Source organism: Anaerotruncus sp. (genome assembly GCF_057433415.1).
Map to the genome: position 1 here is coordinate 81,068 of NZ_DBMDHH010000003.1, position 24,919 is coordinate 105,986.

General features: G+C 63.6%; 27 protein-coding genes. 19 read left to right on the top strand and 8 right to left on the bottom strand.

Features of this window, described 5'->3' with window-relative positions:
* The first annotated feature begins 80 nt into the window (after positions 1–80).
* Both ACZO3G_RS01850 and nrdR read left to right on the top strand, forming a co-directional pair.
* On the top strand, positions 81–869 hold the full coding sequence (locus ACZO3G_RS01850; RefSeq protein ID WP_101551205.1) for a sugar phosphate isomerase/epimerase family protein: 789 nt from the start codon (positions 81–83) through the stop codon (positions 867–869).
* Positions 870–960: 91 nt separating this feature from the next.
* Positions 961–1,431 carry a transcriptional regulator NrdR gene (gene nrdR / locus ACZO3G_RS01855; RefSeq protein WP_276870334.1) on the top strand — a complete coding sequence of 157 codons (471 nt, stop codon included), beginning with the start codon at positions 961–963 and terminating at the stop codon, positions 1,429–1,431.
* 60 nt (positions 1,432–1,491) lie between these two features.
* On the opposite strand, the gene ACZO3G_RS01860 is transcribed toward nrdR, so the two are convergent.
* Both ACZO3G_RS01860 and ACZO3G_RS01865 read right to left on the bottom strand, forming a co-directional pair.
* A complete protein-coding gene (locus tag ACZO3G_RS01860) occupies positions 1,492–1,872 on the bottom strand; it encodes a DUF4363 family protein (RefSeq protein WP_101551201.1) in 381 nt (126 codons plus the stop codon).
* Positions 1,869–2,579, bottom strand: coding sequence for a DUF421 domain-containing protein (locus tag ACZO3G_RS01865; RefSeq protein ID WP_242970845.1), 711 nt, complete (start codon positions 2,577–2,579; stop codon positions 1,869–1,871). The genes ACZO3G_RS01860 and ACZO3G_RS01865 overlap by 4 nt, the downstream gene beginning before the upstream one ends.
* 122 nt (positions 2,580–2,701) lie before the next feature.
* Between ACZO3G_RS01865 and ACZO3G_RS01870 the strand changes: the two genes are divergently transcribed.
* Genes ACZO3G_RS01870 through ACZO3G_RS01880 form a run of 3 tightly spaced genes read left to right on the top strand, consistent with a single transcriptional unit; the run spans position 2,702 to position 6,538 of the window.
* The gene (locus ACZO3G_RS01870) at positions 2,702–4,255 is read left to right on the top strand and encodes a spore germination protein (protein ID WP_276870329.1); all 1,554 of its coding nucleotides are present in this window, start codon (positions 2,702–2,704) and stop codon (positions 4,253–4,255) included.
* Positions 4,245–5,333 (top strand): GerAB/ArcD/ProY family transporter, encoded by a 1,089-nt coding sequence (locus tag ACZO3G_RS01875; RefSeq protein ID WP_276870326.1) that lies wholly within the window; start codon positions 4,245–4,247, stop codon positions 5,331–5,333. The genes ACZO3G_RS01870 and ACZO3G_RS01875 overlap by 11 nt, the downstream gene beginning before the upstream one ends.
* On the top strand, positions 5,330–6,538 hold the full coding sequence (locus ACZO3G_RS01880) for a Ger(x)C family spore germination protein (protein ID WP_302549847.1): 1,209 nt from the start codon (positions 5,330–5,332) through the stop codon (positions 6,536–6,538). Before ACZO3G_RS01875 ends, ACZO3G_RS01880 begins: the two co-directional genes overlap by 4 nt.
* Positions 6,539–6,652: 114 nt before the next feature.
* Here the strand turns inward: ACZO3G_RS01880 and ACZO3G_RS01885 are convergent, their stop codons facing one another.
* Entirely contained in the window at positions 6,653–7,060 is a 408-nt protein-coding gene (locus tag ACZO3G_RS01885) for a DNA-processing protein DprA (protein WP_486846742.1), read from the bottom strand.
* 194 nt (positions 7,061–7,254) lie between these two features.
* Between ACZO3G_RS01885 and spoIVB the strand changes: the two genes are divergently transcribed.
* The 3 genes from spoIVB (at position 7,255) to ACZO3G_RS01900 (ending at position 9,720) form a co-directional block, all read left to right on the top strand.
* Positions 7,255–8,472, top strand: coding sequence for a SpoIVB peptidase (gene spoIVB / locus ACZO3G_RS01890; RefSeq protein WP_101551193.1), 1,218 nt, complete (start codon positions 7,255–7,257; stop codon positions 8,470–8,472).
* A gap of 139 nt (positions 8,473–8,611) precedes the next feature.
* Positions 8,612–9,391: a sporulation transcription factor Spo0A gene (gene spo0A / locus ACZO3G_RS01895; RefSeq protein ID WP_101551191.1), complete on the top strand. Its 780-nt coding sequence runs from the start codon at positions 8,612–8,614 to the stop codon at positions 9,389–9,391.
* 161 nt (positions 9,392–9,552) lie between these two features.
* On the top strand, positions 9,553–9,720 hold the full coding sequence (locus tag ACZO3G_RS01900; protein WP_101551189.1) for a DUF1540 domain-containing protein: 168 nt from the start codon (positions 9,553–9,555) through the stop codon (positions 9,718–9,720).
* A gap of 66 nt (positions 9,721–9,786) precedes the next feature.
* Here ACZO3G_RS01900 and ACZO3G_RS01905 read toward each other — a convergent pair whose 3' ends face one another.
* Positions 9,787–10,638 carry an endonuclease/exonuclease/phosphatase family protein gene (locus ACZO3G_RS01905; protein WP_276870315.1) on the bottom strand — a complete coding sequence of 284 codons (852 nt, stop codon included), beginning with the start codon at positions 10,636–10,638 and terminating at the stop codon, positions 9,787–9,789.
* Between the two features lie 243 nt (positions 10,639–10,881).
* Between ACZO3G_RS01905 and ACZO3G_RS01910 the strand changes: the two genes are divergently transcribed.
* The 4 genes from ACZO3G_RS01910 to ACZO3G_RS01925 are packed head-to-tail and all read left to right on the top strand — an operon-like array spanning position 10,882 to position 13,862.
* The gene (locus ACZO3G_RS01910; protein ID WP_276870313.1) at positions 10,882–11,850 is read left to right on the top strand and encodes an aldo/keto reductase; all 969 of its coding nucleotides are present in this window, start codon (positions 10,882–10,884) and stop codon (positions 11,848–11,850) included.
* Between the two features lies 1 nt (position 11,851).
* On the top strand, positions 11,852–12,190 hold the full coding sequence (locus ACZO3G_RS01915) for a Smr/MutS family protein (RefSeq protein ID WP_101551182.1): 339 nt from the start codon (positions 11,852–11,854) through the stop codon (positions 12,188–12,190).
* 59 nt (positions 12,191–12,249) lie between these two features.
* Positions 12,250–13,326 carry a DUF3810 domain-containing protein gene (locus ACZO3G_RS01920; RefSeq protein WP_276870311.1) on the top strand — a complete coding sequence of 359 codons (1,077 nt, stop codon included), beginning with the start codon at positions 12,250–12,252 and terminating at the stop codon, positions 13,324–13,326.
* 41 nt (positions 13,327–13,367) lie between these two features.
* Complete coding sequence (locus ACZO3G_RS01925) at positions 13,368–13,862, top strand: hypothetical protein (RefSeq protein ID WP_276870310.1); 495 nt, start codon at positions 13,368–13,370, stop codon at positions 13,860–13,862.
* Positions 13,863–13,924: 62 nt separating this feature from the next.
* On the opposite strand, the gene ACZO3G_RS01930 is transcribed toward ACZO3G_RS01925, so the two are convergent.
* Positions 13,925–14,641 (bottom strand): hypothetical protein, encoded by a 717-nt coding sequence (locus ACZO3G_RS01930; RefSeq protein ID WP_276870309.1) that lies wholly within the window; start codon positions 14,639–14,641, stop codon positions 13,925–13,927.
* Between the two features lie 373 nt (positions 14,642–15,014).
* Between ACZO3G_RS01930 and guaB the strand changes: the two genes are divergently transcribed.
* On the top strand, positions 15,015–16,487 hold the full coding sequence (guaB, locus tag ACZO3G_RS01935; protein WP_172439228.1) for an IMP dehydrogenase: 1,473 nt from the start codon (positions 15,015–15,017) through the stop codon (positions 16,485–16,487).
* Positions 16,488–16,588: 101 nt separating this feature from the next.
* Complete coding sequence (locus tag ACZO3G_RS01940) at positions 16,589–17,347, top strand: NAD(P)-binding domain-containing protein (protein WP_277138455.1); 759 nt, start codon at positions 16,589–16,591, stop codon at positions 17,345–17,347.
* A gap of 229 nt (positions 17,348–17,576) precedes the next feature.
* Here the strand turns inward: ACZO3G_RS01940 and ACZO3G_RS01945 are convergent, their stop codons facing one another.
* Positions 17,577–18,134 (bottom strand): FumA C-terminus/TtdB family hydratase beta subunit, encoded by a 558-nt coding sequence (locus ACZO3G_RS01945; protein ID WP_276870903.1) that lies wholly within the window; start codon positions 18,132–18,134, stop codon positions 17,577–17,579.
* On the bottom strand, positions 18,115–18,888 hold the full coding sequence (locus ACZO3G_RS01950) for a hypothetical protein (protein WP_276870902.1): 774 nt from the start codon (positions 18,886–18,888) through the stop codon (positions 18,115–18,117). Before ACZO3G_RS01950 ends, ACZO3G_RS01945 begins: the two co-directional genes overlap by 20 nt.
* Positions 18,889–19,121: 233 nt before the next feature.
* Here ACZO3G_RS01950 and ACZO3G_RS01955 point away from each other — a divergent pair, with 233 nt between their 5' ends.
* Positions 19,122–19,757 (top strand): HAD family hydrolase, encoded by a 636-nt coding sequence (locus ACZO3G_RS01955; RefSeq protein WP_276870900.1) that lies wholly within the window; start codon positions 19,122–19,124, stop codon positions 19,755–19,757.
* Here ACZO3G_RS01955 and ytvI read toward each other — a convergent pair.
* Positions 19,754–20,833: a sporulation integral membrane protein YtvI gene (ytvI, locus tag ACZO3G_RS01960; protein ID WP_276870898.1), complete on the bottom strand. Its 1,080-nt coding sequence runs from the start codon at positions 20,831–20,833 to the stop codon at positions 19,754–19,756. The two genes, ACZO3G_RS01955 and ytvI, sit on opposite strands and share 4 nt — an antisense overlap.
* A 254-nt stretch (positions 20,834–21,087) precedes the next feature.
* On the opposite strand from ytvI, the gene ACZO3G_RS01965 reads away from it, so the two are divergent.
* From ACZO3G_RS01965 to ACZO3G_RS01980, 4 genes are all read left to right on the top strand, one after another.
* The gene (locus ACZO3G_RS01965) at positions 21,088–21,531 is read left to right on the top strand and encodes an ACT domain-containing protein (protein WP_242970844.1); all 444 of its coding nucleotides are present in this window, start codon (positions 21,088–21,090) and stop codon (positions 21,529–21,531) included.
* 38 nt (positions 21,532–21,569) lie between these two features.
* Positions 21,570–22,814 carry a homoserine dehydrogenase gene (locus tag ACZO3G_RS01970; RefSeq protein ID WP_101551162.1) on the top strand — a complete coding sequence of 415 codons (1,245 nt, stop codon included), beginning with the start codon at positions 21,570–21,572 and terminating at the stop codon, positions 22,812–22,814.
* Entirely contained in the window at positions 22,814–23,707 is an 894-nt protein-coding gene (gene thrB / locus ACZO3G_RS01975) for a homoserine kinase (RefSeq protein WP_101553233.1), read from the top strand. The genes ACZO3G_RS01970 and thrB overlap by 1 nt, the downstream gene beginning before the upstream one ends.
* Positions 23,708–23,853: 146 nt before the next feature.
* Positions 23,854–24,919: aspartate kinase (locus ACZO3G_RS01980; protein ID WP_486846740.1), on the top strand; the 1,066-nt coding region annotated here is incomplete at its 3' end.

Below are 24,919 nucleotides of genomic sequence, written 5' to 3' on the forward strand. Positions count from 1 at the left end.
ATCTCCATTTTGACAGCGCGCGGACGGCGCGCATATCATGGAAAAAGTCACTGCCCCGCGGGGCGGAAGGGGGAAGGCCGATGCTGGCCGGAATATCCACCGCGTGTTTCTATCCCGAGCTCACCGAGCGGGGGCTTTCCTATATCGCGGGCCTGGGCGCGCAGGCGGCGGAGGTCTTTTTTAACGCGCCGAGCGAGCTGGACGACGGCTACCTGCGCGAGCTGCGCCGGACGGCGGACGGCGGCGGCACCCGCATCCTCTCGGTGCATCCGTTCACCTCGGGGCTCGAGCCGCTGCTCTTCTTCTCCGACTACCGACGCCGCTTCGCGGACGGGATCGCCTTCTACCAGCGGTACTTCCACGCCGCCAACCTGCTTGGCGCGAAGCTCTTCGTCTTCCACGGCGACCGCAGGAACACCACCCGCTCCCGCCGGTTCTATTTCGACCGGTTCGCGGAGCTCTGCGAGGCGGGGAGGCGGATGGGGGTCACCGTCGCGCAGGAGAACGTCCCGCGCTGCGCGGGCTACTGCCCCGATTTCTTCACCGACATGCGCGCTTATCTCCCCGGCGCGCGGTTCGTCCTCGACATCAAGCAGTGCGTGCGGGCGGGCTATTCGCCCGCCGAGATGGCCGGCGCGATGGGGGAGGGCCTTGTCCATCTGCACGTGAGCGACCACGGGGCGCGCGGCGACTGCCTGCCGCTCGGGGCGGGGGAGCTCGACCTTGCCGCGCTGCTCGGAAGGGTGCGCGGGTACGGCTTCGACGGCGGCGTGATGCTCGAGCTTTACCGCGACAGCTACGGCGGGTATGGGGAGCTCGATGACAGTTATGCACGGATTCTTGCGGCGATCCACGCGGAAAATGGTTAAAATTCCTTGTTTTGCGGGGCATTTTGTGTTATGATACGGGTAATACAGATAGTATAAACAAGCGCCCCAACAGAATGAGGGAGATGGTCCTGTGAAGTGCCCATACTGCGGATATGTCGAAAGCAAAGTCATCGATTCCCGTCCGACCGACGAGTCGGAGCGCATCCGCCGCCGCCGCGAGTGCATCAAGTGCGGGCGGCGGTTCACCACCTATGAGGTCGTCGAGACCACCCCGCTGATCGTCATCAAGAAGGACAAGTCGCGCGAGGAGTTCGACTCGGGCAAGGTGCTCGGCGGCATGGTGCGCGCCTGCGAAAAGCGCCCGGTGCCGCTCGACGTGCTCGAGGAGGCGGTGCGGGACATCGAGATGACGCTGCGCAACTCGCTGGAAAAGGAGGTCCCCTCCTACAAGATCGGCGAGCTCGCCATGGAGAAGCTGCGCGGCATCGACGAGGTCGCCTACGTGCGCTTCGCGTCGGTCTATCGGCAGTTCAAGGACATCGACTCGTTTATGAAGGAGCTCCAGACCCTGCTGAGCTCCCGCGACGGGGACGGAAAATGATTTGAAACGAAAAGAGGGCCCATCCGGATATCCGGATGGGCCCTCTTTTTTGTGCCCGTGCTAAAAGATATTCGGCAGCGTGGGGATCTCCGCGTCGCGGATGTGGGAGATCAGGTGGCGCAGGCGCGCCACCTCCGCCGCGTATTCGGCGGTTTCGCCGTATTTCGCGAGCATGGGCAGGCGCGCCACGATGCCGGTGATCGTGTCGAGCTCGTCGTGGTGGATATAGCGCGTCATGACCGTTTCGTTGCGCTCCCACTGCTCGTGGAACTCGTCGGTGAGCCGCGCGGCCCGCGGCATGTCGTCCCGGTCGATGGCGTCCGCAATGGCGGAGAGGGAGGCCTCCATCTCGTCCGACACGCGCAGCAGGTGCATGAGCGCGGCCGTGCTCGCCGCGAGGATGAGCGCGATGATGACGCAGACTGCAACGACCCGTTTCATGACGCATCCTCCTTCCGGTCCTTGAGCTTGAGCTGTGCTTTGGGCACGATCAGGTAGTCGGCCTGGCGGTTGCAGGTCATCAGGAAGATGTCCTGTGTGGTGTAGCCGTTGTCGGTGATCGTTTTTTCGAGCCACTCATATTTGAGGTTGCAGTAGCCAAGCGCGCTGTCGATCACGACCCCGTCCGCGATGAGCACGACGGGCGGCGCGTCCGCGCCGGGAGGGGCCTGGAGATTGAGCATCCCGGCGGTGGCGGGCTGGGCGGTGAATTTGGGGTAGACCGAGAGGGAGCCGGTCGTTTCGACGATCGCGAACGCCACGTCGCGCACGTCGAAGATATCCTTGCCGCGCAGCTCCTCCATCATGTCGTCGATCGTGAAGCGCAGCTCCTTGAGCTGCTTCTGGTCGATCTTGCCGTCGCGGATGATAACGCGCGGCGTACCCGAGACGATGCGGCGCATCTTTTTATAGCGCAGGGTCATCGCGGAGATGAGAACGTCGAAGGAAACCAGCGTGAGGATGGGGATGATGCCGCCGATCAGCGGCACGTTGCTGTCCTCGATCGCCATTGTCGCGATGTTGGAGACCAGGATGGTGACGACCAGCTCGGAGGGCTGGAGCTGGCCGATCTGACGTTTGCCCATCAGCCGAAGGCTCAGAATGATCAGCGCATAGATGATCAGCACGCGGATGAATACAATATACAAAAGCCATCGAACCTCCATCGATTTTTACTGACTCTTAGTCTGGCCGGAAAGCGAATGGATATTCCCGCCGCTTTGCTGGCAATACTAACGCTGTATCAAACTGTAAAACGGGAGGAATGGGAATGGGTGTCATCCGTTATCTGAAGGGGCTGTTCGCACCGCCGCCCGCCTACGCGCCGCCGCGCCCGGACGAGGGCGCGGACAAAAAGCTGGGGAGCGCGCTGCTCGACAACCTGATCGGGGTGCGCGCGATGTTCACCGACTCCGGGGACCTCATCATCCACGAGGTGCAGGTGTGCGGCGTGCCCTGCGCCGTGCTGATGTGCGAGGGCATGGTGAACACCCAGACCTTTTCGGAGATGTTCGCGGAGCCGCTCACCCGCCTGAGACTCGAAAAGCCCGGCCCCGATTCGGTGCTCGACTGGGTGCGCCACCAGTCTCTGCTCGCGCCCGACCAGAAGGAGATCCACACCTTCGGCGAGCTCTTCCGGTTCATGATGTCCGGCTTTGTCGTGCTGCTCATCGACGGGATCGCAGGCGGTTCGGTCTTCGGCATCCAGGGCTTCTCCGGCCGCTCGGTCGGCGAACCGGCGGGGGAGACCAACGTGCGCGGCTCCCGCGAGGGATTTTCCGAGATGCTGCGGCCCAACATGTCGCTGCTGCGGCGGCGGTTCAAATCCCCCGACCTGATCTTCGAGATGACCGTCTTCGGGGACAAGAGCCGCACCGACTGCACCCTCGTCTACCTGCGCGGCGCGGTGTCGGACGAGCTGCTGCGCGAGGTCAAATACCGCCTCTCCAAGGTGAAGATCGACGTGGTGCTCGAAAGCGGCTACCTTCAGCCCTTCCTCGATTCGAAGCCGCTCTCCCTCTTTTCGGGGGTGGGCGTCACCGAGCGGCCCGACACCCTCTGCGCCAAGGTCGCGGAGGGGCGCGTCGGCCTGCTCGTCGACGGCACTCCCTACGCGCTCATCGTGCCCTATCTCTTTGCCGAAAACTTCCAGAGCCTCGACGACTACTCCCACCGGCCCTATTTCGCCACCTTCATCCGCTGGCTCAAATACGCGGCCTTCGCCCTCTCCATCCTGCTGCCGGGGCTCTATGTCGCGGTCGGCTCCTTCCACCCCGAGCTGCTGCCCGCGACGATCCTGACGAGCCTCGTCGTCAGCGAGGAGACGACCCCCTTCCCGCTGATGTTCGAGGCGCTGGCCGTCTTTTTCATCTATGAGATCGTGCGGGAGGCGGGGCTGCGGATGCCGCAGGCGGTCGGCCACGCGGTGAGCATCGTCGGCGCGCTCGTCATCGGAGACGCGGCGGTCAGCGCGGGCATCATCGGCGCGCCGATGGTCATCGTCGTCGCCGTCACCGCGATCAGCTCGTTTGTCGTGCCGAGCCTCTACGAGCCGGTGACGGTGCTTCGCTTCGCCTTTATCCTGATCGGCGGGCTGTCGGGCGTCTTCGGCGTCGTGCTGGCGCTGTGCGCCGTGATCGTCAACCTCTGCGCCGTGAACCCGCTCGGCGTCCCCGCGACCTCGCCCGCCACCCCCTTCTCCCTCTACCCGATGCGGGACGTGCTCTTCCGCTGGGGATGGCGCACGCTGGCGAAGGAGGACTTGCGGGTGCAGGATCTGGCGGGAAGCGACATCCGAGGGGAGGGGACCGCAGATGACCGGTAGCCGTCCGCGTGACATCTCTCCGGCGCAGCTCGTCATGCTGCTCCTGCTCTGCCGTCTTTTTGTCCTCTTCACCTATACCTCCCGCTCCGAAAACAACCTCTCCGGGCCGGCGGTACTGGCGGCCGTGCCGCTCGCGGCGGCCGGCGCGCTGCTGATGCTGCTGCCCTTCTTCCTGTTGCGGCGGAAGGCGGGCAGCGACATGCTCACCGCCTTCTGGCGGGTCGGCAGGCCGTTCGGCGCCGCGCTCACCGCCGCCTGCGGGCTCTTCTGCGTCTACATGGCCGCTTCGACGGCCGGGCACTTCAGCTTTTTCCTCGTGAGCACCGTCTACCAGAATGCAAAGCAGTGGGTGTTCGTCCTCCTTTTCCTGCTGGCGGCCGCCTATGCCGCTGCCCTCGGGCTGGAGGCGTTTTCCCGCGCGGGCGGCTTCTTTTTCGCGGCGGCGATGGCGGCGGGGGCGCTCCTGCTCTTCGCGCTGCTGCCCGAGGTCGACCTCGCGAACCTCGCGAGCCCCTTTTTGGACCCCGGCGCGCTTGCCGCGGGGACGCTTCGCGGCGTGGCCGGCAACGCGGATATCCTGCTTTTCCTGCTGCTCTTCCCGCGGGTGCGCGGCGGGAGCGGAAAGACCGGATTCTGGTGGGTGGCGCTCACCGCGGCGGTGTGGTGGGTGCTCTGCTTCTTCGTTCTGACGGCGCTCGGGGACTATGCGGGCACCCGCCTTTTCCCACTTCAGACCGCCGCCGCCGTGGCGAACCTGTCGGTCTTTGGGCGGATGGACCTCGTGCACATCACCGTGTGGATCATTACCGCCTTCCTACGCGCCGCCGCGTGGCTCTACTGCGGCTGTACCTGCCTGCGGCGGCTCTTCCCGAAGGTGCGGATGGGCGCGGCTTCCGCGCTCTGCGCCCTAGCGGCGGGAATCGCCGCGGCAGCCGCGGCGCCGCTGTGGGAGGCGGCCGGTTCCGCGTGGGAAAGCGGCGTGCCGCTTCTGCTGCTGGCGGTCGCGGCGCCGCTTGTGACCCTCTGCTTCCCGCGCGCAAAAAGCCCCGTGGAGGATGGAAAGGAGGCCGCGCAATGAGACGGATCGCCGCGCTTTGCGCAATTTTGGTTCTGCTGGCCGGGTGCGTCCCGAGCGTGCGGCTCAACGAGCGGGGAGTCGTGCAGGCGATCGGCATCGACCTTGCGGAGGAGGGCGGCTACCGCGCGACGATGCAGGTGCGCGAGGCGGTCGGCGCGGCGGCGGGCGCGAACCAGTCGCCCGAGGACGCCAAAACCGTGCTGGTCGAGGAGACGGGCGCGACGATGACCGAACTGCTCGCCCGCGCCTCGGCGACGCAGGGGCGGCAGCTCTTTTTGGGGAGCGTCCGGGTGATCGTGTTTGGGCAGGAGGCCGCGCGCGCGGGGGCGGAGGGGCCGCTCGGGTTCTTCAACTCCAATCACCAGATATCTCCGGCGACCCTCGTCGCGGTGGCGGAGGGAGAGGCGGGGGAGCTCATCCGCGCGGGCGAAAAGGACCCCGCCCTCTCGGCGGAGGGGCTGGCGGACGTGCTCGAAAGCGCGGGCAAGGGCGGCTTTTCGCCGCCCAGCCGCCTCAAGGACCTGATGGGCGCGGCGAACGCCGAGAACGCCGCGGGCGCGGTCACGCTGCTGCGCTACAGCGCCCCCGATTCGCCGAAAAGCGGGTCGCCGTCTTCGGAGGCGTCGTCTGAGGAAGGCGGGACGGGCTCCGAGGCGCGGCAGGCGGCGGAGAAGCCGCCTGAAAAAAAGCTCTCGCTCGGCGGGGCTGCGGTTTTTGTGGGGCACCGGATGGAAGCCTCCATCAGCCCGGCGGCGGCGTGCGGGCTCGAGTGGACCCAGAACCGCGCGAAGGCGTGCGTCCTCTCGGTGGGGGACGGCCAGCTCGGCGAGGTGGCCGCGGTGACCCACCGGCAGAAGGCGAAGATCACTGTCGAGATGTCGGGGGAGGTCCCCGTCTTCGACATCCGGCTGGAGGTGCGCAGCACCGCGCTGGAGAGCCGCCTCCTCTCGGGCGGCTTCGACGACCGGACGCGTCGGTACGCCTCCGCCCTGCAGGAGATCAAAATTCGCGCGGAGATCGAGGAGATGGTGGCTTCCTCCCTGCGCCGGGGATACGATCTGCTCGGGCTCTCCCGCCTGATGCGCCAGCGGTACCCCGCTTACTACGAGGCGCACCGGGAGAACTGGGGGGAGGCGCTCGCCTCCTGCGGGTACAACGTGGCGGTCTCCTGCGAGATCGACCGGACGGGCGCCGGTAACAGATAAGCGCTTGCGCGGAAGAAAAAGCCGGGTCGGCGCTCGTCTGAGAGCCGACTCGACTTTTATGTATTGTTACCGTCATATGACTATTTTAAAAAAAATTTATCGAAAAATTGGGAATTATGGAATGTGGATGATCCGGAAGGGCGTGCCAGTTTCAACGCATTTGCGCAGGGTGTCCGCCGTGCCGCGCGACCGACCGTCCCAGAAGGCGAGCACAAGGTCGGCGTACCCGACGATCTCGCTGTTGCGCACGAGCGGAGCGAAGCGCCCGTCCCGATCATAATCGGGCCGGAAGACGCGGATCGGCAGCCCCAGCCGCCCGGCGGCCTGCTCGGCGAGCGCGTCCACGCCCGCGGCGCCGCCGCTCACCAGCTCGGAGGCGTTCTGCGGGATGTGGGAGATGAGCTCGTCCAGGCCGTATCCGTAAATTTCCCGGGACCCGATGATTGCCACCCGCATTTCCATCCGTCCTTTCCGCTGCCTTTTTTTCAAAAAAACCGGCGGCGCTCCACCCAGATCCAGTATAGCAGATACCGGAACTTTTTACCACCGTGCGCAGGCAAAATCAGGGCGCGCGGCGGCGCGGGCGTTCGGGCTCAAATATTTTTTGCTCCCAAAAATCATTGAAGTTATTCCCCGCAATATTCAGATTATCCGGTGGAACAGTAAAAGCGTGAAATTTCTTTTTTGAATTTGATGAATACAGGGGGATTATTCCAATGAGAAAGCTGATACAAAAAGTCGCGGGAGCACTCTGCCTGGCGGTCGTCGCCGTACAATCGCTCGCGCTCTATACACAGGCGGTCCTGCCCGACCACTATTATGTGGCGGCGGGCGAGACCCTCACGATCAATTCCACGCTACCCATCACGACGGAATCCTCGGGCGACAGCCTGCCCGTCGAAGCCTATTCCACCGCGGGCAACAGTTATAATGTGGACCTCAAGCTCCCTTACGGCATCGAGATCAAGCAGGTCCAGGTCCAGGTGGTCGACCGCTCGATGGTGGTCCCGGGCGGCACGCCGTTCGGCATTAAAATGTTCACCGAGGGCGTCATCGTCGTCGGCATGAGCGACATTCCCTGCGGCGGCGAAAGCCGCAATCCCGCCAAGGAGGCGGGCGTCAAGGTGGGCGACATCATCACCGCGATGGACGGGCACGCGGTACAGACCAACGAGGACGTCGGAGCGGTCGTGACGGCCAGCGGCGGAAAGCCGGTCAGCATCGAATTCCAGCGCAGCGGGCAGGAGCTCTCCTGCAGCATGACGCCGGTCAAGAGCGACGACGGCAGCTACCGCGCGGGCATCTGGGTGCGCGACTCGTCCGCGGGCATCGGAACCCTCACCTATTATAACCCGTCGAGCGACGTGTTTGCGGGTCTGGGACATGCGATCTGCGACGTGGACACGGGCAACATCATGCCGCTGCACTCGGGCGAGATCGTCGACGTGAGCATCACCGGCGTGCATAAGGGGGAGAGCGGCGCGCCCGGCGAGCTGCGCGGCAGCTTCACCGGCTCCCGGACGGGCGAGCTGCTGATCAACTCGCAGGTGGGGATCTTCGGGACCGGCGGGCAGCCGTCCGCGGGGGCCGAGCCGGTGCCGCTGGCGCTGCGCTACGAGGTGGTCGAGGGTCCGGCGACCATCCGCTGCACCCTTGACGACAGCGGGCCGAAGGAGTACGCGATAAACATCGAAAAAGTCAGTATCGGGGAAAACAATCCGACCAAAAATATGGTAATCCGCGTGGTCGATTCAGAGCTTCTGGCAAAAACCGGCGGGATTGTGCAGGGAATGAGTGGCAGCCCGATCCTGCAAAACGGCAAGCTGGTGGGCGCTGTGACACATGTTTTCGTCAACGATCCGACTCGAGGCTACGGAATTTTTGCGGAAAACATGGAAAAGATGTCGTCATCCGTCGAAAGAGGGCGGGAATGACACCGGGAAATTCAACAAACTTTTAACAATTTCGGGCGCGGATTTCTTCGTCAAACTTACGGGAAAATGGTTGTCATAATTTCCAAAAAGTGATAAGATCTTATCAGGGAAACGGGAGGACATGGAGGCGTATTAGTAAGTGAAGGATCAGACAAAAGTGCTAATCGTGGAGGGTGGCGGAGAATATTGCGCGAAATGCGCGTCTCTCCTGAAAACCTACGGATTCGACACGGTGGTCGCGCCCAAAGACGGACTGGCCGTCGCGCAGTTGATCGGGGAAACCCGTCCCAAGGTGGTTTTGATGGATGTGTTCATGCCGAGGCTCGACGCCATCGGGGTCATGAACTCGGTCAAGGAGATGGGGCTCGGCTACGAGCCGCGCTTCATGGTCACCTCGACCTTCAGCAACCAGATGCTGGAAAACGAACTGATGTCCGCAGGCGCCTGCTACTTCTTCCTCATGCCGTTCGATCCGGAGGTGATGGTGGAGCGGATCGTCAAGCTGGCGGGCGTTCCCTCCGCGCCGATCGGCGCGGGCGCGGAACACGCCGCCGGCGGGGAACCGAACCTCGAACTCATGGTCACGGAGATCATCCACCAGATCGGCGTCCCGGCGCACATCAAGGGCTACCACTATGTCCGGGAGTCGATCATGCTGGCGGTCCAGACGCCCGAGATCATCAACTCGGTCACAAAGCTGCTCTATCCCACCGTCGCCAAAAAGTTCGGCACCACCGCCTCGCGCGTTGAACGCGCGATCCGCCACGCGATCGAGGTCGCGTGGGACCGCGGCGACGTCGACACCCTCAACAGCTACTTTGGCTATACGATCCACAACGGCCGCGGCAAGCCGACCAACAGCGAATTCGTCGCGATGATCGCCGACAAGCTGCGGCTCCGTCTGAAAAACGCAAACTGACTTTTCCGCGAATCCGCCCCGGCCGTCCGGCCGGGGCGGATTTGTTTTTCCAGTTGCCCGATTCATATTTTCGCGCGCGCGGGACATACTAATCGGGACGTAACAAGATGGGTTACGTCCCCGTTTGCAACACGTGCGAGAATTTAAGGAGGCGTTTTTTCATGGACAACTGCAAAGCGAACAAGTGCATCGAGTGCACCGTCACCCAGTGCCGGAACCACTGCGAGACTTCCAACTTCTGCGCGCTGGACCGCATCCGCGTCGGCACCCACGAGATGAACCCGACCATGGATCAGTGCACCGACTGCCTGTCCTTTCAGTGCAAGTAAAGGAACCCGGTGAAAAACGTCCGCGGCGAATCGCCACGGACGTTTTTTATTTCGGTATGGACGCGGTCATGCGGTGCAGGTGCGCGCCTCGGTGCGCAGGCGGAGGGTGGCCTCGAGCGGGTAGTGGTCGGACGGGTAGCGGCCGTCGATCGGGTCGGTGACCACGTGGCTCTCGACGATCTCAAACTCGTCGGAGACGAAGATGTAGTCGATCGGCTGGGAGCCCGGCTTCACCCGTCCGCTGAAGTTGTGGAGGGTGTTGTGGACCTCCGAAGGCTCGAAGCGGGAGTAGACGTCGGTGAGGTGGATGCCGGGGAACTCCTCGAGCTGGCTGTGGAGCATCCGGACCGGGCGGCTGCCCGGCTTGGCGTTGAAGTCGCCCATCAGCACGGTCGGTAGCGCGCGCTCCTCGTTGAAGCGCTCCATATAGCCGAGGATGACGCGGATGCCCAGCGTGCGGGCGATGCCGCAGATGTGGTCGAGGTGGGTGTTGAAGACGCGGATCGAACGCCCGAGATCCTTGAGGTAGATCTCCGCGACGGTGCAGATGCGCGGGAAGATGGCGTAATAGGCGCGCGAGAGGTGCTCGGGCTCCTTGGAGAGCCAGAAGGTCTTGATCAGATTCACCTTGGCGCTGTCGTTTTTGATGATGATGTCGCTGTGCTCGTCGCTTTGGGGCCGGATGCCCGAATAGCGGCCGAAGCCGAGGACGCTGTAGTCGACGTCGAGCAGGCGGCTGACGTCCTCGCGCATATTTGGGAGCAGCTCCTGCACGCCGATGATCGTCGCGCCGCTCTCGCGGATGTACTGCGCGGCGAGGGCGCGCCGTTCCGACCATTTATGAGAGCGGTTCAGCGGGAGGCCGAAGTCCCGCTTGAGGTTGAAGGAGATCACGCGGATCAGATCGTTGCCGTTCATGCTATCACCTGTATCAGAAGTTCTGTAGTTTATTGTAACACCTTAGTTTGAGCAATTCAATGCGGTCGGATGTAAATCTGCCGTTTCCACGCGCATGTAAAATGAGGAAGGGAATCCGCCTGACTTTGGCAGCGCCAAATCCCGACACGCGCTTGTAAAAAAGGCAAAATTTCGATATAATGTCCATAAAGAATTTCCCTGCCGCGCAGGGCTGAATATGCGGACGAACAAGGAGGGCTTCGGATGAAATTCATGGACGTGCAGGCCGCCGGAGGCACGCTGAAACTTGCGAAAATCGCGCGCGGGGCCGATTATTTCGGGGTGCGCATCCCCGAGGAACGGGCGTTTTCCCTGATGGACCGCTACCTCGAGCTGGGCGGCAACGTCATCGACACCGCCCGCATCTACGGGCGCGCGGAGGCCCGCGACGCGTCCTATTCCAACAGCGAGCCGATCGTCGGGCGGTGGCTCAAATCACGCGGGACGCGCGACAGGGTGGTGCTCATCACCAAGGGCGCGCACCATGTGATGGAGGACCCGTCGCAAAAGCGGGTGAACCGCGCCTGCATCGACAGCGACCTGGAAACCTCCCTGCGCGAGCTGGGGGTGGACAGCGTGGACATCTACTTCCTCCACCGAGATGACCCGGAAAAGCCGGTTTCGGAGATCATGGACGCGCTCGACCGGCATGTGAAGGCGGGCAGGATCCGTGCGCTGGGCGCCTCCAACTGGACCTGCGCGCGCATCGCGGAGGCGAACGCCTACGCCCGCACGAACGGGAAAACGCCCTTTACGGTGTCCCAGATCCAGTGGGGCGTCGCCTACGTGAAGCCGGGCGCGTGGCCTGACCCGACCCTTGTGAGCATGACCCCGGAGGAGTACGCGGGCTATCTCGCGCTCGGCATCCCCGTCATGGCGTTTTCGCCGCAGGCGGGCGGGTATTTTTCCAAAATGATTTCTGGCGAGCCGCTCCAGCCCAAATTTGCCGAGCGGTACGACGGCCCGGAGAACCGCCGCAGGCTCGCGGCGCTCCGGGAGATCTGCGCGCGCACCGGCGCGTCGCCGGCGGCGGTGCTGCTGGGCTACATCACCTCGAACAGGCTGCCGGGCAGCGCGGTGATCGGCTGCTCGACGCTCGAACAGCTCGAGGACAGCATGTCCGCCTGCGACCTCACCCTCAGCGAGGCGGACATCGCCGCGCTGGAGCAGTGAGATGGTGGCGGCGGTAAACCTCGAGGCGGGCATGCCCACGGTGGAGATCGCGCTCCGGCGGCTCGAGCTGGGGCTCTCCGACGCGCGGATGCGGCATGCGGCCGCGGTGCGCCTCATCCACGGCTACGGAAGCAGCGGCCGGGGCGGCGCGATCCACGACGGCGTACATAGCCATCTCGCCCGGATGAAGTCGCAGGGCAAAATCCGGGAATTTGTCCCGGGGGAGGAATTTTCCCCCTTTTCGCAGCAGGCGCGCAATGCGCTCGCGCTCTGCCCGGAGCTCTCCCGCGACCGCGATTTCGCCCGTGAAAACCGGGGCGTTACGCTGGTGGTGCTCTGATGCGCGCCGCCGTCCGGGAACGGCTGCGCCCGCGCGGGCTGTTGCGCCGATGGTGGCCAGTGCTTCTGACGCCGGCCGGGCTTCTGCTCGTCTGGCTCGCGAGGCGGGACCCGTGGGGGACCGAGCGCCTCTTTTCCGAGGGGCTCTATCCGCTGCTCGCGCGCCCCGTCGGCGCGCTGACCTCGCTGCTGCCCTTCTCCCTCTTCGAGATGGGCGTGATCGTCCTGCTGGCCGCCGCGCTCCTGTGGATCGGACGGGGGATTTTCCGGCTCGCGCGCTTCCTGCGCGGAAGGGGAGAGCCGCCCCGGTTCGGGAAGACGCTGTGGCTGCTCGTCAACGGACTGAGCATCCTCTTTTTCCTCTTCGTCACCACCTGCGGGCTCAATTACTACCGCCCCGAGTTCGCCGCGTTCAGCGGACTGGCGGTGCGCGACTCCTCCGCAGAGGAGCTGGCCGCGCTCTGCGGCGAGCTCGCGCTGGAGGCGAACGCCCTGCGCGAGGGATTGCCCGAGGACGCATCCGGCGTCATGCGGCTCACGGAGGATTTTTCGGGAAACGCTGCGCGGGCGCGGGCGGATTTCGCGAAGCTGAAGGAGGATTACAACGTCCTCCCGGCCTTTGCGATCACCCCCAAGCCGGTGCTCAACTCCACCCTGATGTCGATGGCGCAGATCACCGGGGAATTTACCCTGCTCACCTTTGAGGCGAACATCAACACCCTTGCGCCCGACTACTCGGTGCCCGCCACGATGTGCCACGAGCTCGCGCACACGCGGGGGTTCATGCGGGAGGACGAGGCGAACTTCATCGGGTACCTCGCCTGCCGGAAGAGCGATTCGCCCGAATTCCGCTACAGCGGCGTGATGCTCGCGCTGGTGCACGCCGAGAACCGGCTCTACGCCGCCGACAGGGAGCTCTTTTTCCAGGTGGACGCGCTGCTTTCCGACGGGGTGCGGCGCGACTTCGCGGCGAACAACGCCTACTGGGCGCGGTTTGAGGGCCCGGTCGCCGAGGTCAGCACTGCGGTCAACAACACCTACCTGCGCGCCAACAACCAGTCGGACGGCGTCAAGAGCTACGGCCGGATGGTCGACCTGCTGCTCGCCGATTACCGGCAGCGGCACGGAATGGAATGATCGCGAATGCATCTTGGACGCCGTAGCAAGGAGAGGGTTTCATGATTGTTGAAATTTGCAGTGTGGTTATCGCGGCTTGTGCGCTCTTTGTTTCCGTTTTTACGGCCTATATCCAGAAAAAACATGACCGGATCAGTACCTTGCCGATATGCTTTATTGTGGAAAAATGCCATGAAGGGAATCTTGCGGTTCTGATCAGGAACCTGGGTTTGGGCGCGATGACAATTGACAAGGCCATGATGACACGTGGAGAAGAGGTCCATGGCAATTTGATCGAGATGATGCCCAAGGTCAAGCAGAAGTGGGAGGGCTTTTCCCTCGAGATTGAAGGACGGACGATCCTGCCTACGCAGGAAATCGTCCTCATTGCCATTAATCCTAAGAGTGAATCCATACGGCAGGCGGTTAAGGACGCTCTGACCGGAGTGGAGGTGTCGATCTCGTTCCATGATGTCTATGGGAAAGAATATCACAAGGAAAAACGGCTTGGAGAATGGGGGATCTTGGAAAAGGATTTTGGTTATATCGCAAAATAAAGATCGCAAAGCCGGCCCCGCTTTCTTAAACGAGAAAGCGGGGCCGGCTTCTTCAAACGGGATTATTTCGCTTCGATCGAGACGAGCTGGAGGAAGGGCATTCCATTGAGGCGGTTGACGCGGAAGGTGAAGAGGGAGGCGCGCACGGGGCTCAGGAAGGAGGTGTCCCCCTCCTCGAAGAAGTCGACGTCGTAGGCGATGCCGCCGTCGGGCGCGCCCTTCGGCTCGGAGGTCGCGAAGTTTTGCAGCTCCCCCTCATAGCCGAGGGTGTAGCCGTAGGTCTGCATGTCCGGGTCGTAGCGGGGGGAATCGGTGAAGGAGAAGCCCTCGATGCCGAAGAGGCGCTGGGCCATATCATCGATCACCGTGTCGGGGATGAGGTAGTTGCCCTTGTCGTCCTGGTCGAAGAAATAGCCGAGCAGGTCCTTCATCCGGAACGCCTCCATCTGACAGAAGAAGAGCACGCGGTCGGGGTCCAGCTCGGAGGTGGAGGAGAGGCTCTCCGTGCCGCCGAAATAGTTGAGGAACTGGTTCAGCGACTGGTTGATGAGCTTCATGTCCGCGTCGGTCAATTCGGGCAGGGGGTATTCTGGCTCCTGCTCGTCCGGCTCGGACGACTGGGGCTCCGGCTCCTCCAGTTCGCTGGCGGGTTCCTCCGGCTCGCTCTGGGAAGCCGGTTCCTCCTCGGGGACGGGGGAGGCCTCCCGCGAAGCGCAGCCCGACAGGGCCAGCGACAGGATCAGAAGCACGCAGAGCGTGCCGGTCAAAAACCTTTTCATTAAAACGCCTCCTGACGTCGTCATTTCTATCTGGACCTATTCTATCATGCGCCGGGCGCGCGGTCAACCGGCCCCGCGTCCTCCGCGGCTGGTCCGGGCGGGGTGGAGCTGCCTGCCGACAGCGGACAATACGGCGCTGTTCCGCCGGGGTGGAGAGAGGCGGACGACCGGCAGGAGCCGCCGTCCGCGGCGTCCTTTGTATTTCTTCGGCGCACAGAACCGCCGCAGTGCACCGCATACAGGATTTAGTGCTCGGGGGTGCAAAATTTAGCAATAAAGGCTATTGATTGCGTCAGGGATAAGTGCTATGATAGTAAAAATATAACCGCCTGTAAGGGCGCGGAATACTGATGAGATGAGGAATGGAGGACGTATGCTGAATACGAATGCAAGTGAAAAATTCACGAAGGAAGGGCTCACCTTCGACGACGTGCTGCTGGTTCCCGCGCGTTCCGAGGTGGTCCCCGCGGATGTGGACATCTCCACCGAGCTGGTCAGGGGAATCCGGCTCAACTCCCCCTTTCTGACCGCCGCGATGGATACCGTCACCACCTCCAAGATGGCCATCGCGATCGCGCGCGAGGGCGGCATCGGCATCATCCACAAGAACATGAGCATCGAGCGGCAGGCCGACGAGATCGACACCGTCAAGCGTTCGGAAAACGGCGTCATCGCCAACCCGTTCTACCTTTCGCCCGAGCATTTCGTCTATGACGCGGACGAGATCATGGGCAAGTATAAGATTTCCGGCGTGCCCATCTGCGAGAACGGGAAGCTCGTCGGCATTCTTACCAACCGCGACCTGCGCTTCCTCGAGGACTACGGCATCAAGATCAAGGAGGTCATGACCAAGGACCACCTGGTCACCGCCCCGGTCGGCACCACCCTTGACGACGCCCGCCAGATCCTGCGCAAGCACAAGATCGAAAAGCTCCCGATCGTCGACGGCGAGGGGTACCTGCGCGGACTCATCACGATCAAGGACATTGAAAAGGCGGTCCAGTACCCCAATTCCGCGCGCGACAGAGGCGGGAGGCTGCTGGCGGGAGCCGCGGTCGGCATCACCCACGACTATATGGACCGCGTGGACGAGCTGATCAAGGCGAGCGTCGACGTGCTCGTGCTCGACTCCGCCCACGGGCAGCAGACCAACATTTTCACTTGCTTAAAAGCCATCAAGCAGAAATATCCCGAAATCCCCATCATCGCAGGCAACGTGGCCACCGCCTCCGGCACCGAGGACCTCATCAAGGCGGGCGCGGACGCGGTCAAGGTCGGCATCGGCCCCGGCTCGATCTGCACCACCCGCGTCGTCGCGGGTATCGGCGTGCCGCAGCTGACCGCCGTCTACGACGCGGCCTGCGCCGCCTCCAAATACGGCGTGCCCGTCATCGCGGACGGCGGCATCAAATATTCGGGCGACATCGTCAAGGCGCTTGCCGCCGGCGCATCGACCGTCATGCTCGGCTCGCTGCTCGCGGGCTGCGCGGAAAGCCCGGGAGAGGTCGAAATCTACCAGGGCCGCAGCTTCAAGGTCTACCGCGGCATGGGCTCGCTCGCCGCCATGGGCGAGGGCTCGAGCGACCGCTACTTCCAGGAGGGCAAAAAGAAATTTGTCCCCGAGGGCGTCGAGGGCCGCGTCCCCTACAAGGGCACCGTTGCGGACACGATCTACCAGCTGATCGGCGGCATCAAGGCCGGCATGGGCTACACGGGCTGCAGGACGATCCCCGACCTGCACGAGCGCGCCCAGTTCATCAAGATCACCGGCGCGGGTCTCAAGGAGAGCCATCCGCACGACATCTACATCACCAAGGAAGCTCCGAACTACTCCCTCAATCCGTAATCTCCAATATCCCCCGGCCCTGCCGGGGGATATTTATTTCCTGTGGCAATCTTTCGGGGATTTTGTTATAATGAAACCATCAAAGCGGAAGGGGTGCGCGCATGGAGATCGGCGTGATCGGGCTGGGCGGTAACGGCCGCGCGGTCGTCGGACAGCTGCTTGAAAAGACGGCGCGGAACCTCTCGGTCTACGACCCGGACGGCAGGAGCGTCCGCCGCGCCGTAAACGTCTGCGCCACGGCGGCCGAGCTCTGCGACCGCTGCGATCGGATCGTGGTCGCGCTTGACGCCTCCGCCGACCTGACGCGCCTTTGCAACAGCATTGCGCCCTTCGTGCGTCCGGGGCAGATTTTCATCGACCTCACCGACACCTCCCCCGCGCTCGCGCACGCGGCCGCAAACGGGATGCGCCGCCTCGGCGCGGCCTATATCGACTGCGGCGTGTTCGGCCGGGAGGGGCTCGACGGGCCGTTCATCCTCTTCGCGGGGGGCGACAGCGAGGCGTTCGCCGCGGCGCTGCCGCTCATCCGCTGCTTCGCGCCCGACTGCCACTACGCGGGCCCGCCCGGCCGCGGGCGCGCGATGCGCGTCATCTGCCGGGCGCTTGCTGCGCAGCTCATGCGGGGCGTCGGCGAGGCCGCCGCGCTCGCCGCCTCCTTCGGCGTGGGGAGGGAGGCGTTCACTTCCGCGCTCGCGGCGTTTGAGCGGATCGCCGACCCGCTCGCGGAGCTCGGAGGCGGCTTGCCCGGCTTTTCCGCCGGGGAGCTCGCGGAGGACGCCGCGCTCGCCTCCGAGATGGCACGGCGCGCGGGGCTCGAACTCGGCGGGCTCTTTGCCGCCGGGGAGCGCGCGGAACCATAGACGGGAAATATCGGGCGGGCCGCGTGAGCGGCCCGCCTTTTTGGCGCGGCGGGAAAGACGGGCCGGGGGCGGGACCGCCCTGCCGCAGGCAGGGCGAGGCGGGCGGAGCCCGCCCGCGCCGTCCGGGGGACGGCGCGTCCCGCCCCCCGAGCCTCGCCCCCAGCGGCACGCCTCGCGGCTTCAGGACGCAAAAAGAGCGCCGGAGACTTTCGTCTCCGGCGCTCGTGCGCTACGCTTCTTTGCGGTATGCGGCGCGCCCCGCGTCAAAGAGGTTTTGACCGGCGCAGTCCGCCGCGACGATGAGGGGGAAGCCGCGGACGGTGAGGCGCTTGACCGATTCGCACCCCAAATCCTCGTAGGCGATGACCTCGCAGGAGGTGATGCACTGCGCCGCGAGCGCGCCGGCCCCGCCGATCGCGCAGAGATAGACGCCGCGGTTGCGGACGATCGCGTCATAGACCTCCCGCGAGCGGCCGCCCTTGCCGATGGTGGCGGCCAGCCCCCGGTCCATCAGCGCGGGGGTGTAGGGGTCCATGCGTCCCGAGGTGGTGGGTCCGCAGGAGCCGATCGCCATACCGGCGGGCGCGGGGGTCGGCCCCGCGAAGTAGATGCACGCGCCTTCAAGCGGAAAGGGGAGCGGTTCCCCGGCCCTGAGCGCGGCCATCATCCGTTTGTGCGCCGCATCGCGCGCGGTGTAGATGGTGCCCGACAGCAGGACGCGGTCGCCCGCGCGCAACTCCGGGGCCTTTTCGGAGAGCGCGGAGGCATCAATCCGGAAGGTGTTCATCCACGGCACCTCCCAGGTATCCCGCTTCGTCCGCGGGCTCGGAGAAGGGTGGCTGCTCCTCAGTGTAATCCAGCCGCGTGTCGTCGCCAAACTTCTTTTCGACCTGCCGCACGACCTCCTGCATCACGTCAATGCGGTCGTTGAGCACGAAGAGGATCTCCTCGATCGACTTGCGCAGGCGCGCCGCGTCCCCCTTGAAGCTGCCGAGCTCGCTGTAGAAGTTGCGCATGTAGGCGTGCGCCTGGTCGGTGATCTGCGCGGCCTTGCCGTTTGCCTCGGCGATGATCTGGTCTGCATTTCGCTTCGCCTCGATCATCGCGTCGCCGATCTGGCCGGACAGCTCGTCGTATTTTTTGCTCTTATAGTCGAGGCTCTCCGCCTTGAACTGAAGCTGGCGGCCGCGTTCGATCTGGATCTGCAGCTCGCGTTCGCTGTCGGAAAGCTGTTTTTGCAGGGCCTTGTTCTGGGTGTCGAGCTCGGAGATCATCTCCTGCGCCTGCCGCGCGATGCCGCGTTCCTTTTCCAGCTGCTCGGCCACGGCGGTCAGCTTGCCCTCCTGGTCGGCGAGCTGGGCTTCCAGCTTTTTGATGTGCGCGACCTGCGAGTCCTGCGCGCGCGCGTATTCCTCCAGCTTTGCGGAATAGTCCGCCTCCGCGGCGTGGAACTGCTCGTTGAGCGCATCAATATAGCTGAGCACCGATTTCTTATCAAAGCCGCCAAAAGTGGTGGTCTTAAAAGTCCCCGCTTCTCCCATAATTCGACATCCTTTCCGATGGTTCGTGGAATGGTCTGATAGATATTATCAGTATATCATGATCCCCCCAAAAAACAAAGGAATATTTTATTGGAGCGGTGCGGGGGAAATCCGTGGGAGGGTGGGCAAAAAATTCCTTGCTTCGCGGCAATATTTCTCGATGTTGCACAATATGATTCCGATTTTTTGTGTGATATACTAAAACAGGTATCATATGGATGGAGGATGTATGGATGAAAAAACTGGCCGCATTCGATCTCGACGGGACCCTGAGCCAATCGGACAGGTTCCTGCTGCCCGCCTACCGCAAGGCGCTTGCGCTCACCGGGCGCGACCCTCTGCCGGACAGCCTGCTGCTGACGCTGATCGGCGGGACCGCCGCCGACAACGCCAGGGTGATCTCACCCGACGGCTCGATGGAGACATACGAGGAATTCAATTTCCACGTCGTCCAGGCGATCCGGGAGACGATTCCCGGTCTGGCGCGCGCCTATCCGGGGGTGGAAGAGAGCCTCCGGGAACTCCGGAGGCTCGGCTATAAAATCTATCTCTGCTCCAACGCGCGGCGCGAATATACCGATCTCGTCCTCGGACAGATCGGGCTGCTGCCCCTCTTCGACGGCACGCCCGAGGGCCGGGACGGCTGGGACAAGCCGCAGCTGCTGGCCCACATCCTCGAAACCGAGCGCCCCGGCGCGGCCGTCATGGTGGGCGACCGGCACTTCGACAGGACGGCCGCGCGGGAAAACGGGGTTCCCTTCGTCGGCTGCCTCTACGGGCTGTTTCCCACGGAGGTCACGGGCGCGGACGCGGAGGTCAAAAGCGCGGGCGAGCTGCCCGAAGCGATCGAACGGCTGACCGCCCTTTAAGCCTCGGCCCGCCGTTCGGGGGCCGCTCCCGTCCACAGGTAGCGTCCGAGCAGCACGGCGACCGGCGCGGCAAGCATCCCCCAGAATCCCGCGATTTTAAGTCCCGCGTACATGGCGGTGATCGTCACGATGGGGTGCAGGCCGATCTGGTTGCCCACGATGCGCGGCTCGAGGATGTTTCGCAGCACCTCGATGAGCGCGAAGAGCAGGATGAGCCCCACGCCGCCCACAAGGTCGCCCCCCGCGATCAGCACGATCCCCCACGGGACGAGGATGGTGCCGGTGCCGATGAGGGGCAGGATGTCGAGCAGGGCGATGGCGGCGGCCACCGGAAGCACATACTGGAAACCGAGCAGCCACAGTCCGGCGAGCAGTTCCAGGAAGGTGACCGCCACGATGACCGTGTAGGCGCGCACCATCTTCCACACCGTCTCCCGCCCGAACCGCTGGAGCCCGCGCAGGCGTTCCTCCCATTTGCCGGGGAAGAGCCCGCAGAGGAAGGCGCCCACCTGCCGGTAGCCGGTCGCGGTGAGCATGCTGATCACGACGGTGAAAACCGCCGCGATCAGCAGGATGGGCAATTTAGCCGCCAGCCCGGCGGCCCAGCTGACGAGGTGGGTGGAGCCGTCGACCGCCGCCTGGCGGATGGTGTCGGACACCGCGCCCGAAAACTGCTCAAGTCCGCCCTCCGCCGAGGCCCCGAAGCGCCCGGCGAGCCCGTAGAACCAGCCGCTGAGCTGGTCGAACAGCGGCGCGACGTTTTCGGCGTAGAGCTCGGGCAGGCGGAGCAGCAGCTCGTAGAGCTGGGCGAGCAGGATGGTAAGGAAGAGGGCGAGCATCCCCGCCGCCACGAGGTAGAAAAAGAGGAGCACAAGGACGGCGGCGCAGGACTCCTTCATGCGCGTTTTTTTCGCGAATTTCAACGTCGCGGGGCGCAGCAGCGCCGCCACCCCCGCGCCCAGGAAGAAGGGCAGCGTCCAGCAAAGCAGGTAGCGCACAGCAAAATAGACCGCCGCGCCGAGCGCCGCATAATAGAGGATATCCACCACGACACGGAATTTGTCGTCCGCCTGCACGCCGCCGCCTCCCTTCAACAAAATGGTCCCTATAAAGGGTATGCAGACGGCGGCGAAAAAACACCGGTTCGGACGGTGCGAAAACATTGGCAGGACTGCTGCCGGAATGGAAAAAATCCAGCCAGGCAGTTTCCCATGGACATCTTCACCAGAACCGATCTGCAAAATCTGCGAATCTGTGACAAAGTGACGGTTTACTTTGGCGGGTAGGTGTGGTATAGTGTATTTGTCTGTAATACAAAAGTATGCGAGGGGTGGACGCTTTGTCCGAAAATTTGAAATTCCTGCTGGTCGACGCGCAGGTTTTGCCGGATGTATTCCTTAAGGTCGTGCAGGCGAAGATGCTGCTGGCGCAGGGCAAGGCCAAAAGCTCCTCGCAGGCGGCGCAGATGGCGGGCATTTCCCGCAGCGCGTTCTATAAGTATAAGGACGCGATCTATCTGTACGACGAGCGGATGAACGAGAACCTCGTGACCTTCTACCTGACGCTCGAGGACCGCCCCGGCGTGCTCTCCTCGCTGCTGAGCTCCTTTTACAAGGCCGGCGCGAACATCATCACCGTCAACCAGAACATCCCGGTCGACGGCGTGGCGATCGCGACGGTGTCGGTGCGCACCAACCAGTCGAGCCTCTCCCGCTCGGAGATGATCGAAATGCTCGGCGCGCTCGACGGAATCGTCGAGGCCAAGACGATCTGATCCCTTTCCCGTCAAAATACGTTTGGAGGTACCATGTCATGATCAATATCGCGGTTCTGGGCTGCGGCACCGTCGGTTCCGGCGTTGTCGACGTGTTTTTCAAAAATAAGGAGAGTCTTGAAAGGAAGGCGGGACAGGAGCTCGATCTCAAGTACATCCTCGATGTGCGCGATTTCCCCGACAGCCTCTATGCCGACCGGTTCGTCAAGGATTTCAACGTCATCCTGAACGACGACAGCATTTCGATCGTCGTCGAGGTGATCGGCGGGCTCGAGCCCGCCCACGAATATACCCGTGCCTGCCTCGAGCGGGGCAAGAGCGTGGTCACCTCCAACAAGGAGCTGGTCGCGCAGTACGGCGCGGAGCTGTTGGACATCGCCCACAGCCGCCATGTCAACTACCTCTTTGAGGCGAGCGTCGGCGGCGGCATCCCGATCATCCGCCCGCTGCACATGTGCCTGGCGGCCAACCGCATCGAGGAGATCGCCGGCATCCTCAACGGCACCACCAACTTCATCCTGACCAAGATGTTCCGCGAGGGCGTCACCTTTGACAGCGCGCTCGCGCTCGCCCAGAAGCTCGGCTATGCCGAGCGCAACCCCGCCGACGATGTCGAGGGCAAGGACGCCTGCCGCAAAATCTGCATCCTCGCCTCGCTGGCGTTCGGTTCCCACGTCTATCCGCGGGACGTCTACGCCGAGGGGATCACGCGGATCACCCAGGAGGACGTGGCCTACGCGGCCGGGTGCGGCAGCGTCATCAAGCTGATCGGCCGCGCCAAACGGGGGGTGAATGGCGCGCCCATCACCGCCATGGTGACGCCCGCGTTCGTCAGCCACGACAGCCAGCTCGGCAACGTGGACGACGTCTTCAACGGCATCCTCGTGCGCGGCGACGCGACGGGCGACGTGGTCTTCTACGGCAAGGGCGCGGGCAAATACCCGACCGCCTCGGCGGTGGTCGGGGACGTGATCGAGTGCGCCAAGGCCACCGATACCAGCCCCTCGCTGCGCTGGGAGAAATCGAACGGCGGCAACGTCGCCCCGCGTGAGGACAACGTCACCGCGATGTACCTGCGCTGCCGCTCCTTCGAGAGCAATTCGCTCGAGGACGCGGTGGAGCTCTTCGGCAAGGTCAAGGCGCTCTCCCGCGACGGCAAGCCCTCCAACGAGGCCGCTTTCATCACCCCCGCCGCGACCGAGCGGGAGATCGACGCCGCCTGCAAAAAGCTCGAGGAGAAGGGCGTGACGATCCTCAGCAAGATCCGGGTGCTCGACTATTGATGCTGAAGCTGCGGATTCCGGCCACCAGCGCCAACATCGGGCCGGGCTTTGACTCGATCGGGCTGGCGGTCGGCCTCTATAACTATGTCACGCTGGAGGAGTACGACGGGCTTGCCATCGAATCGCTCGACGGCAAGGAGATTCCCACCGACGAGACGAACCTCGTCTATACGACCGCCAAACGGCTCTACGAGCTGTGCGGCGTGCCCTTCCGGGGGCTCAAAATCGGCCAGATCAACAATATCCCGCTGACGCGCGGGCTGGGCTCCAGTTCCGCCTGCGTGATCGCCGGGCTCAAGGGCGCGAACCGCCTGATGGGGAACCCCGTCTCGGACGACGAGCTGCTGAACCTCGCCGCCGGGATCGAGGGGCATCCCGACAACTCCACCCCCGCGCTGACCGGCGGGCTTGTCACCGCTGTCTTCGACGGAAAAAAGGTGTGGTACGTCAAGCAGGAGATCAAAAACGACCTGCGCTTTGTCGCGATCATCCCCGATTTCGAGCTGTCGACCGCGAAGGCGCGCGGCGTCCTGCCCGACACGGTGCCCCGCCGGGACGGGGTCTTCAACCTCTCCCGCGCCGCGCTCATGTCCGTCTCCCTCTACAGCGGAAACTACCACAACCTGCGCGTCGCGGCGGACGACCGCCTGCACCAGCCCTACCGCATGGGGCTCGTGAAGGGCGGCGGGGAAGTGATGGACGCCTGCTTTCAACTCGGCGCCTACGCGGCCTACCTGAGCGGCGCGGGGCCCACCATCATGGCGATTGTCGACGCGAACCTGCGCGATTTCGGCGACTGTATCGCCCGGCGGCTCCCGGAATTGGGACTGGACGGCTGGCAGGTGCATACACTGTCTATAGATAATGCCGGCACCGTCATCGAACGGGTTTAGAAAGAGGCCCGGGCATGTTTTTGAGCACGGGTAGCGCCTGCTGCTGAGGCAGGGCGGCCGGCCTGACGTAAAGTTTTGAAGGGGTCCCGGGGGAACTTTTTCAAAAGTTCCCCCGGGCGTACTACATAGATCTGGAGGAAAACCATATGAACCTGGTTGTACAGAAGTTCGGCGGGTCGTCCGTGAAGGATTCCGAACGCATCTTCAACGTGGCGCAGATCATCTCCGACACCTACCGCGCGGGAAACAACGTGGTGGCGGTGGTGTCCGCGCAGGGCGACACGACCGACGACCTCATTGCCAAGGCGCAGGAGATCAACCCGATGGCATCCAAGCGGGAGATGGACGTTCTGCTCTCCACGGGCGAGCAGATTTCCATGTCGCTGCTGGCGATGGCCATCGAGCGGATGGGGCTGCCGGTCATCTCGCTGACGGGGTGGCAGGCCGGTTTCCTGAGCGATTCCACCCACGGCGCGGCGCGCATCCGCCGCATCAACAAGGAGCGGCTCGACAACGAGCTTGCCAAACGCAACATCGTGATCGTGGCGGGATTCCAGGGGATCAACCGCTATGACGATATCACCACCCTCGGGCGCGGCGGTTCGGATACGAGCGCGGTCGCGCTGGCGGCGGCGCTGCACGCGGACCTCTGCCAGATCTACACCGACGTCGACGGCGTGTACACCGCCGACCCGCGGCTTGTTCCCGGCGCGCACAAGCTCGACGAGATCACCTACGACGAGATGCTCGAGCTCGCGACGCTCGGCGCGGGGGTGCTCCACAACCGCTCGGTGGAGATGGCGAAAAAATACAATGTCAACCTGGAGGTGCTCTCCAGCTATACCAAGAACCCCGGCACCAAGATTAAGGAGGCTGTCAAAGTGGAAAAGATGCTCATCAGAGGGGTGGCGCGCGATAACGACGTGGCCCGCATTTCGATCATCGGGGTGCCCGACCAGCCCGGAATCGCGTTTAAAATCTTCTCCCAGCTTGCCGCGAAAAAGGTCAACGTCGACATCATCCTCCAGTCGATCGGCCGTGACGATACCAAGGACATCAGCTTCACCGTCAACCGTTCCAACAAGCAGCTCGCGCTCGAACTGATGGAGGACATCAACGAGCGCTGCGGCGGCAAGGGCATCATCTGCGACGACAACATCTCCAAAGTCTCGATTGTGGAACGGTTGACGGTGAAGCTGATGTCCTTGGTAT

Coding starts and splice junctions, on each gene's coding strand:
- ACZO3G_RS01850 (WP_101551205.1), top strand. CDS start 81: ATGCTGGCCGGAATATCCACCGCGTGTTTCTATCCCGAGCTCACCGAG.
- ACZO3G_RS01860 (WP_101551201.1), bottom strand. CDS start 1,872: ATGAAACGGGTCGTTGCAGTCTGCGTCATCATCGCGCTCATCCTCGCG.
- ACZO3G_RS01870 (WP_276870329.1), top strand. CDS start 2,702: ATGGGTGTCATCCGTTATCTGAAGGGGCTGTTCGCACCGCCGCCCGCC.
- ACZO3G_RS01875 (WP_276870326.1), top strand. CDS start 4,245: ATGACCGGTAGCCGTCCGCGTGACATCTCTCCGGCGCAGCTCGTCATG.
- ACZO3G_RS01880 (WP_302549847.1), top strand. CDS start 5,330: ATGAGACGGATCGCCGCGCTTTGCGCAATTTTGGTTCTGCTGGCCGGG.
- spoIVB (WP_101551193.1), top strand. CDS start 7,255: ATGAGAAAGCTGATACAAAAAGTCGCGGGAGCACTCTGCCTGGCGGTC.
- ACZO3G_RS01900 (WP_101551189.1), top strand. CDS start 9,553: ATGGACAACTGCAAAGCGAACAAGTGCATCGAGTGCACCGTCACCCAG.
- ACZO3G_RS01905 (WP_276870315.1), bottom strand. CDS start 10,638: ATGAACGGCAACGATCTGATCCGCGTGATCTCCTTCAACCTCAAGCGG.
- ACZO3G_RS01910 (WP_276870313.1), top strand. CDS start 10,882: ATGAAATTCATGGACGTGCAGGCCGCCGGAGGCACGCTGAAACTTGCG.
- ACZO3G_RS01915 (WP_101551182.1), top strand. CDS start 11,852: ATGGTGGCGGCGGTAAACCTCGAGGCGGGCATGCCCACGGTGGAGATC.
- ACZO3G_RS01925 (WP_276870310.1), top strand. CDS start 13,368: ATGATTGTTGAAATTTGCAGTGTGGTTATCGCGGCTTGTGCGCTCTTT.
- ACZO3G_RS01930 (WP_276870309.1), bottom strand. CDS start 14,641: ATGAAAAGGTTTTTGACCGGCACGCTCTGCGTGCTTCTGATCCTGTCG.
- guaB (WP_172439228.1), top strand. CDS start 15,015: ATGCTGAATACGAATGCAAGTGAAAAATTCACGAAGGAAGGGCTCACC.
- ACZO3G_RS01940 (WP_277138455.1), top strand. CDS start 16,589: ATGGAGATCGGCGTGATCGGGCTGGGCGGTAACGGCCGCGCGGTCGTC.
- ACZO3G_RS01945 (WP_276870903.1), bottom strand. CDS start 18,134: ATGAACACCTTCCGGATTGATGCCTCCGCGCTCTCCGAAAAGGCCCCG.
- ACZO3G_RS01950 (WP_276870902.1), bottom strand. CDS start 18,888: ATGGGAGAAGCGGGGACTTTTAAGACCACCACTTTTGGCGGCTTTGAT.
- ACZO3G_RS01955 (WP_276870900.1), top strand. CDS start 19,122: ATGAAAAAACTGGCCGCATTCGATCTCGACGGGACCCTGAGCCAATCG.
- ACZO3G_RS01970 (WP_101551162.1), top strand. CDS start 21,570: ATGATCAATATCGCGGTTCTGGGCTGCGGCACCGTCGGTTCCGGCGTT.
- thrB (WP_101553233.1), top strand. CDS start 22,814: ATGCTGAAGCTGCGGATTCCGGCCACCAGCGCCAACATCGGGCCGGGC.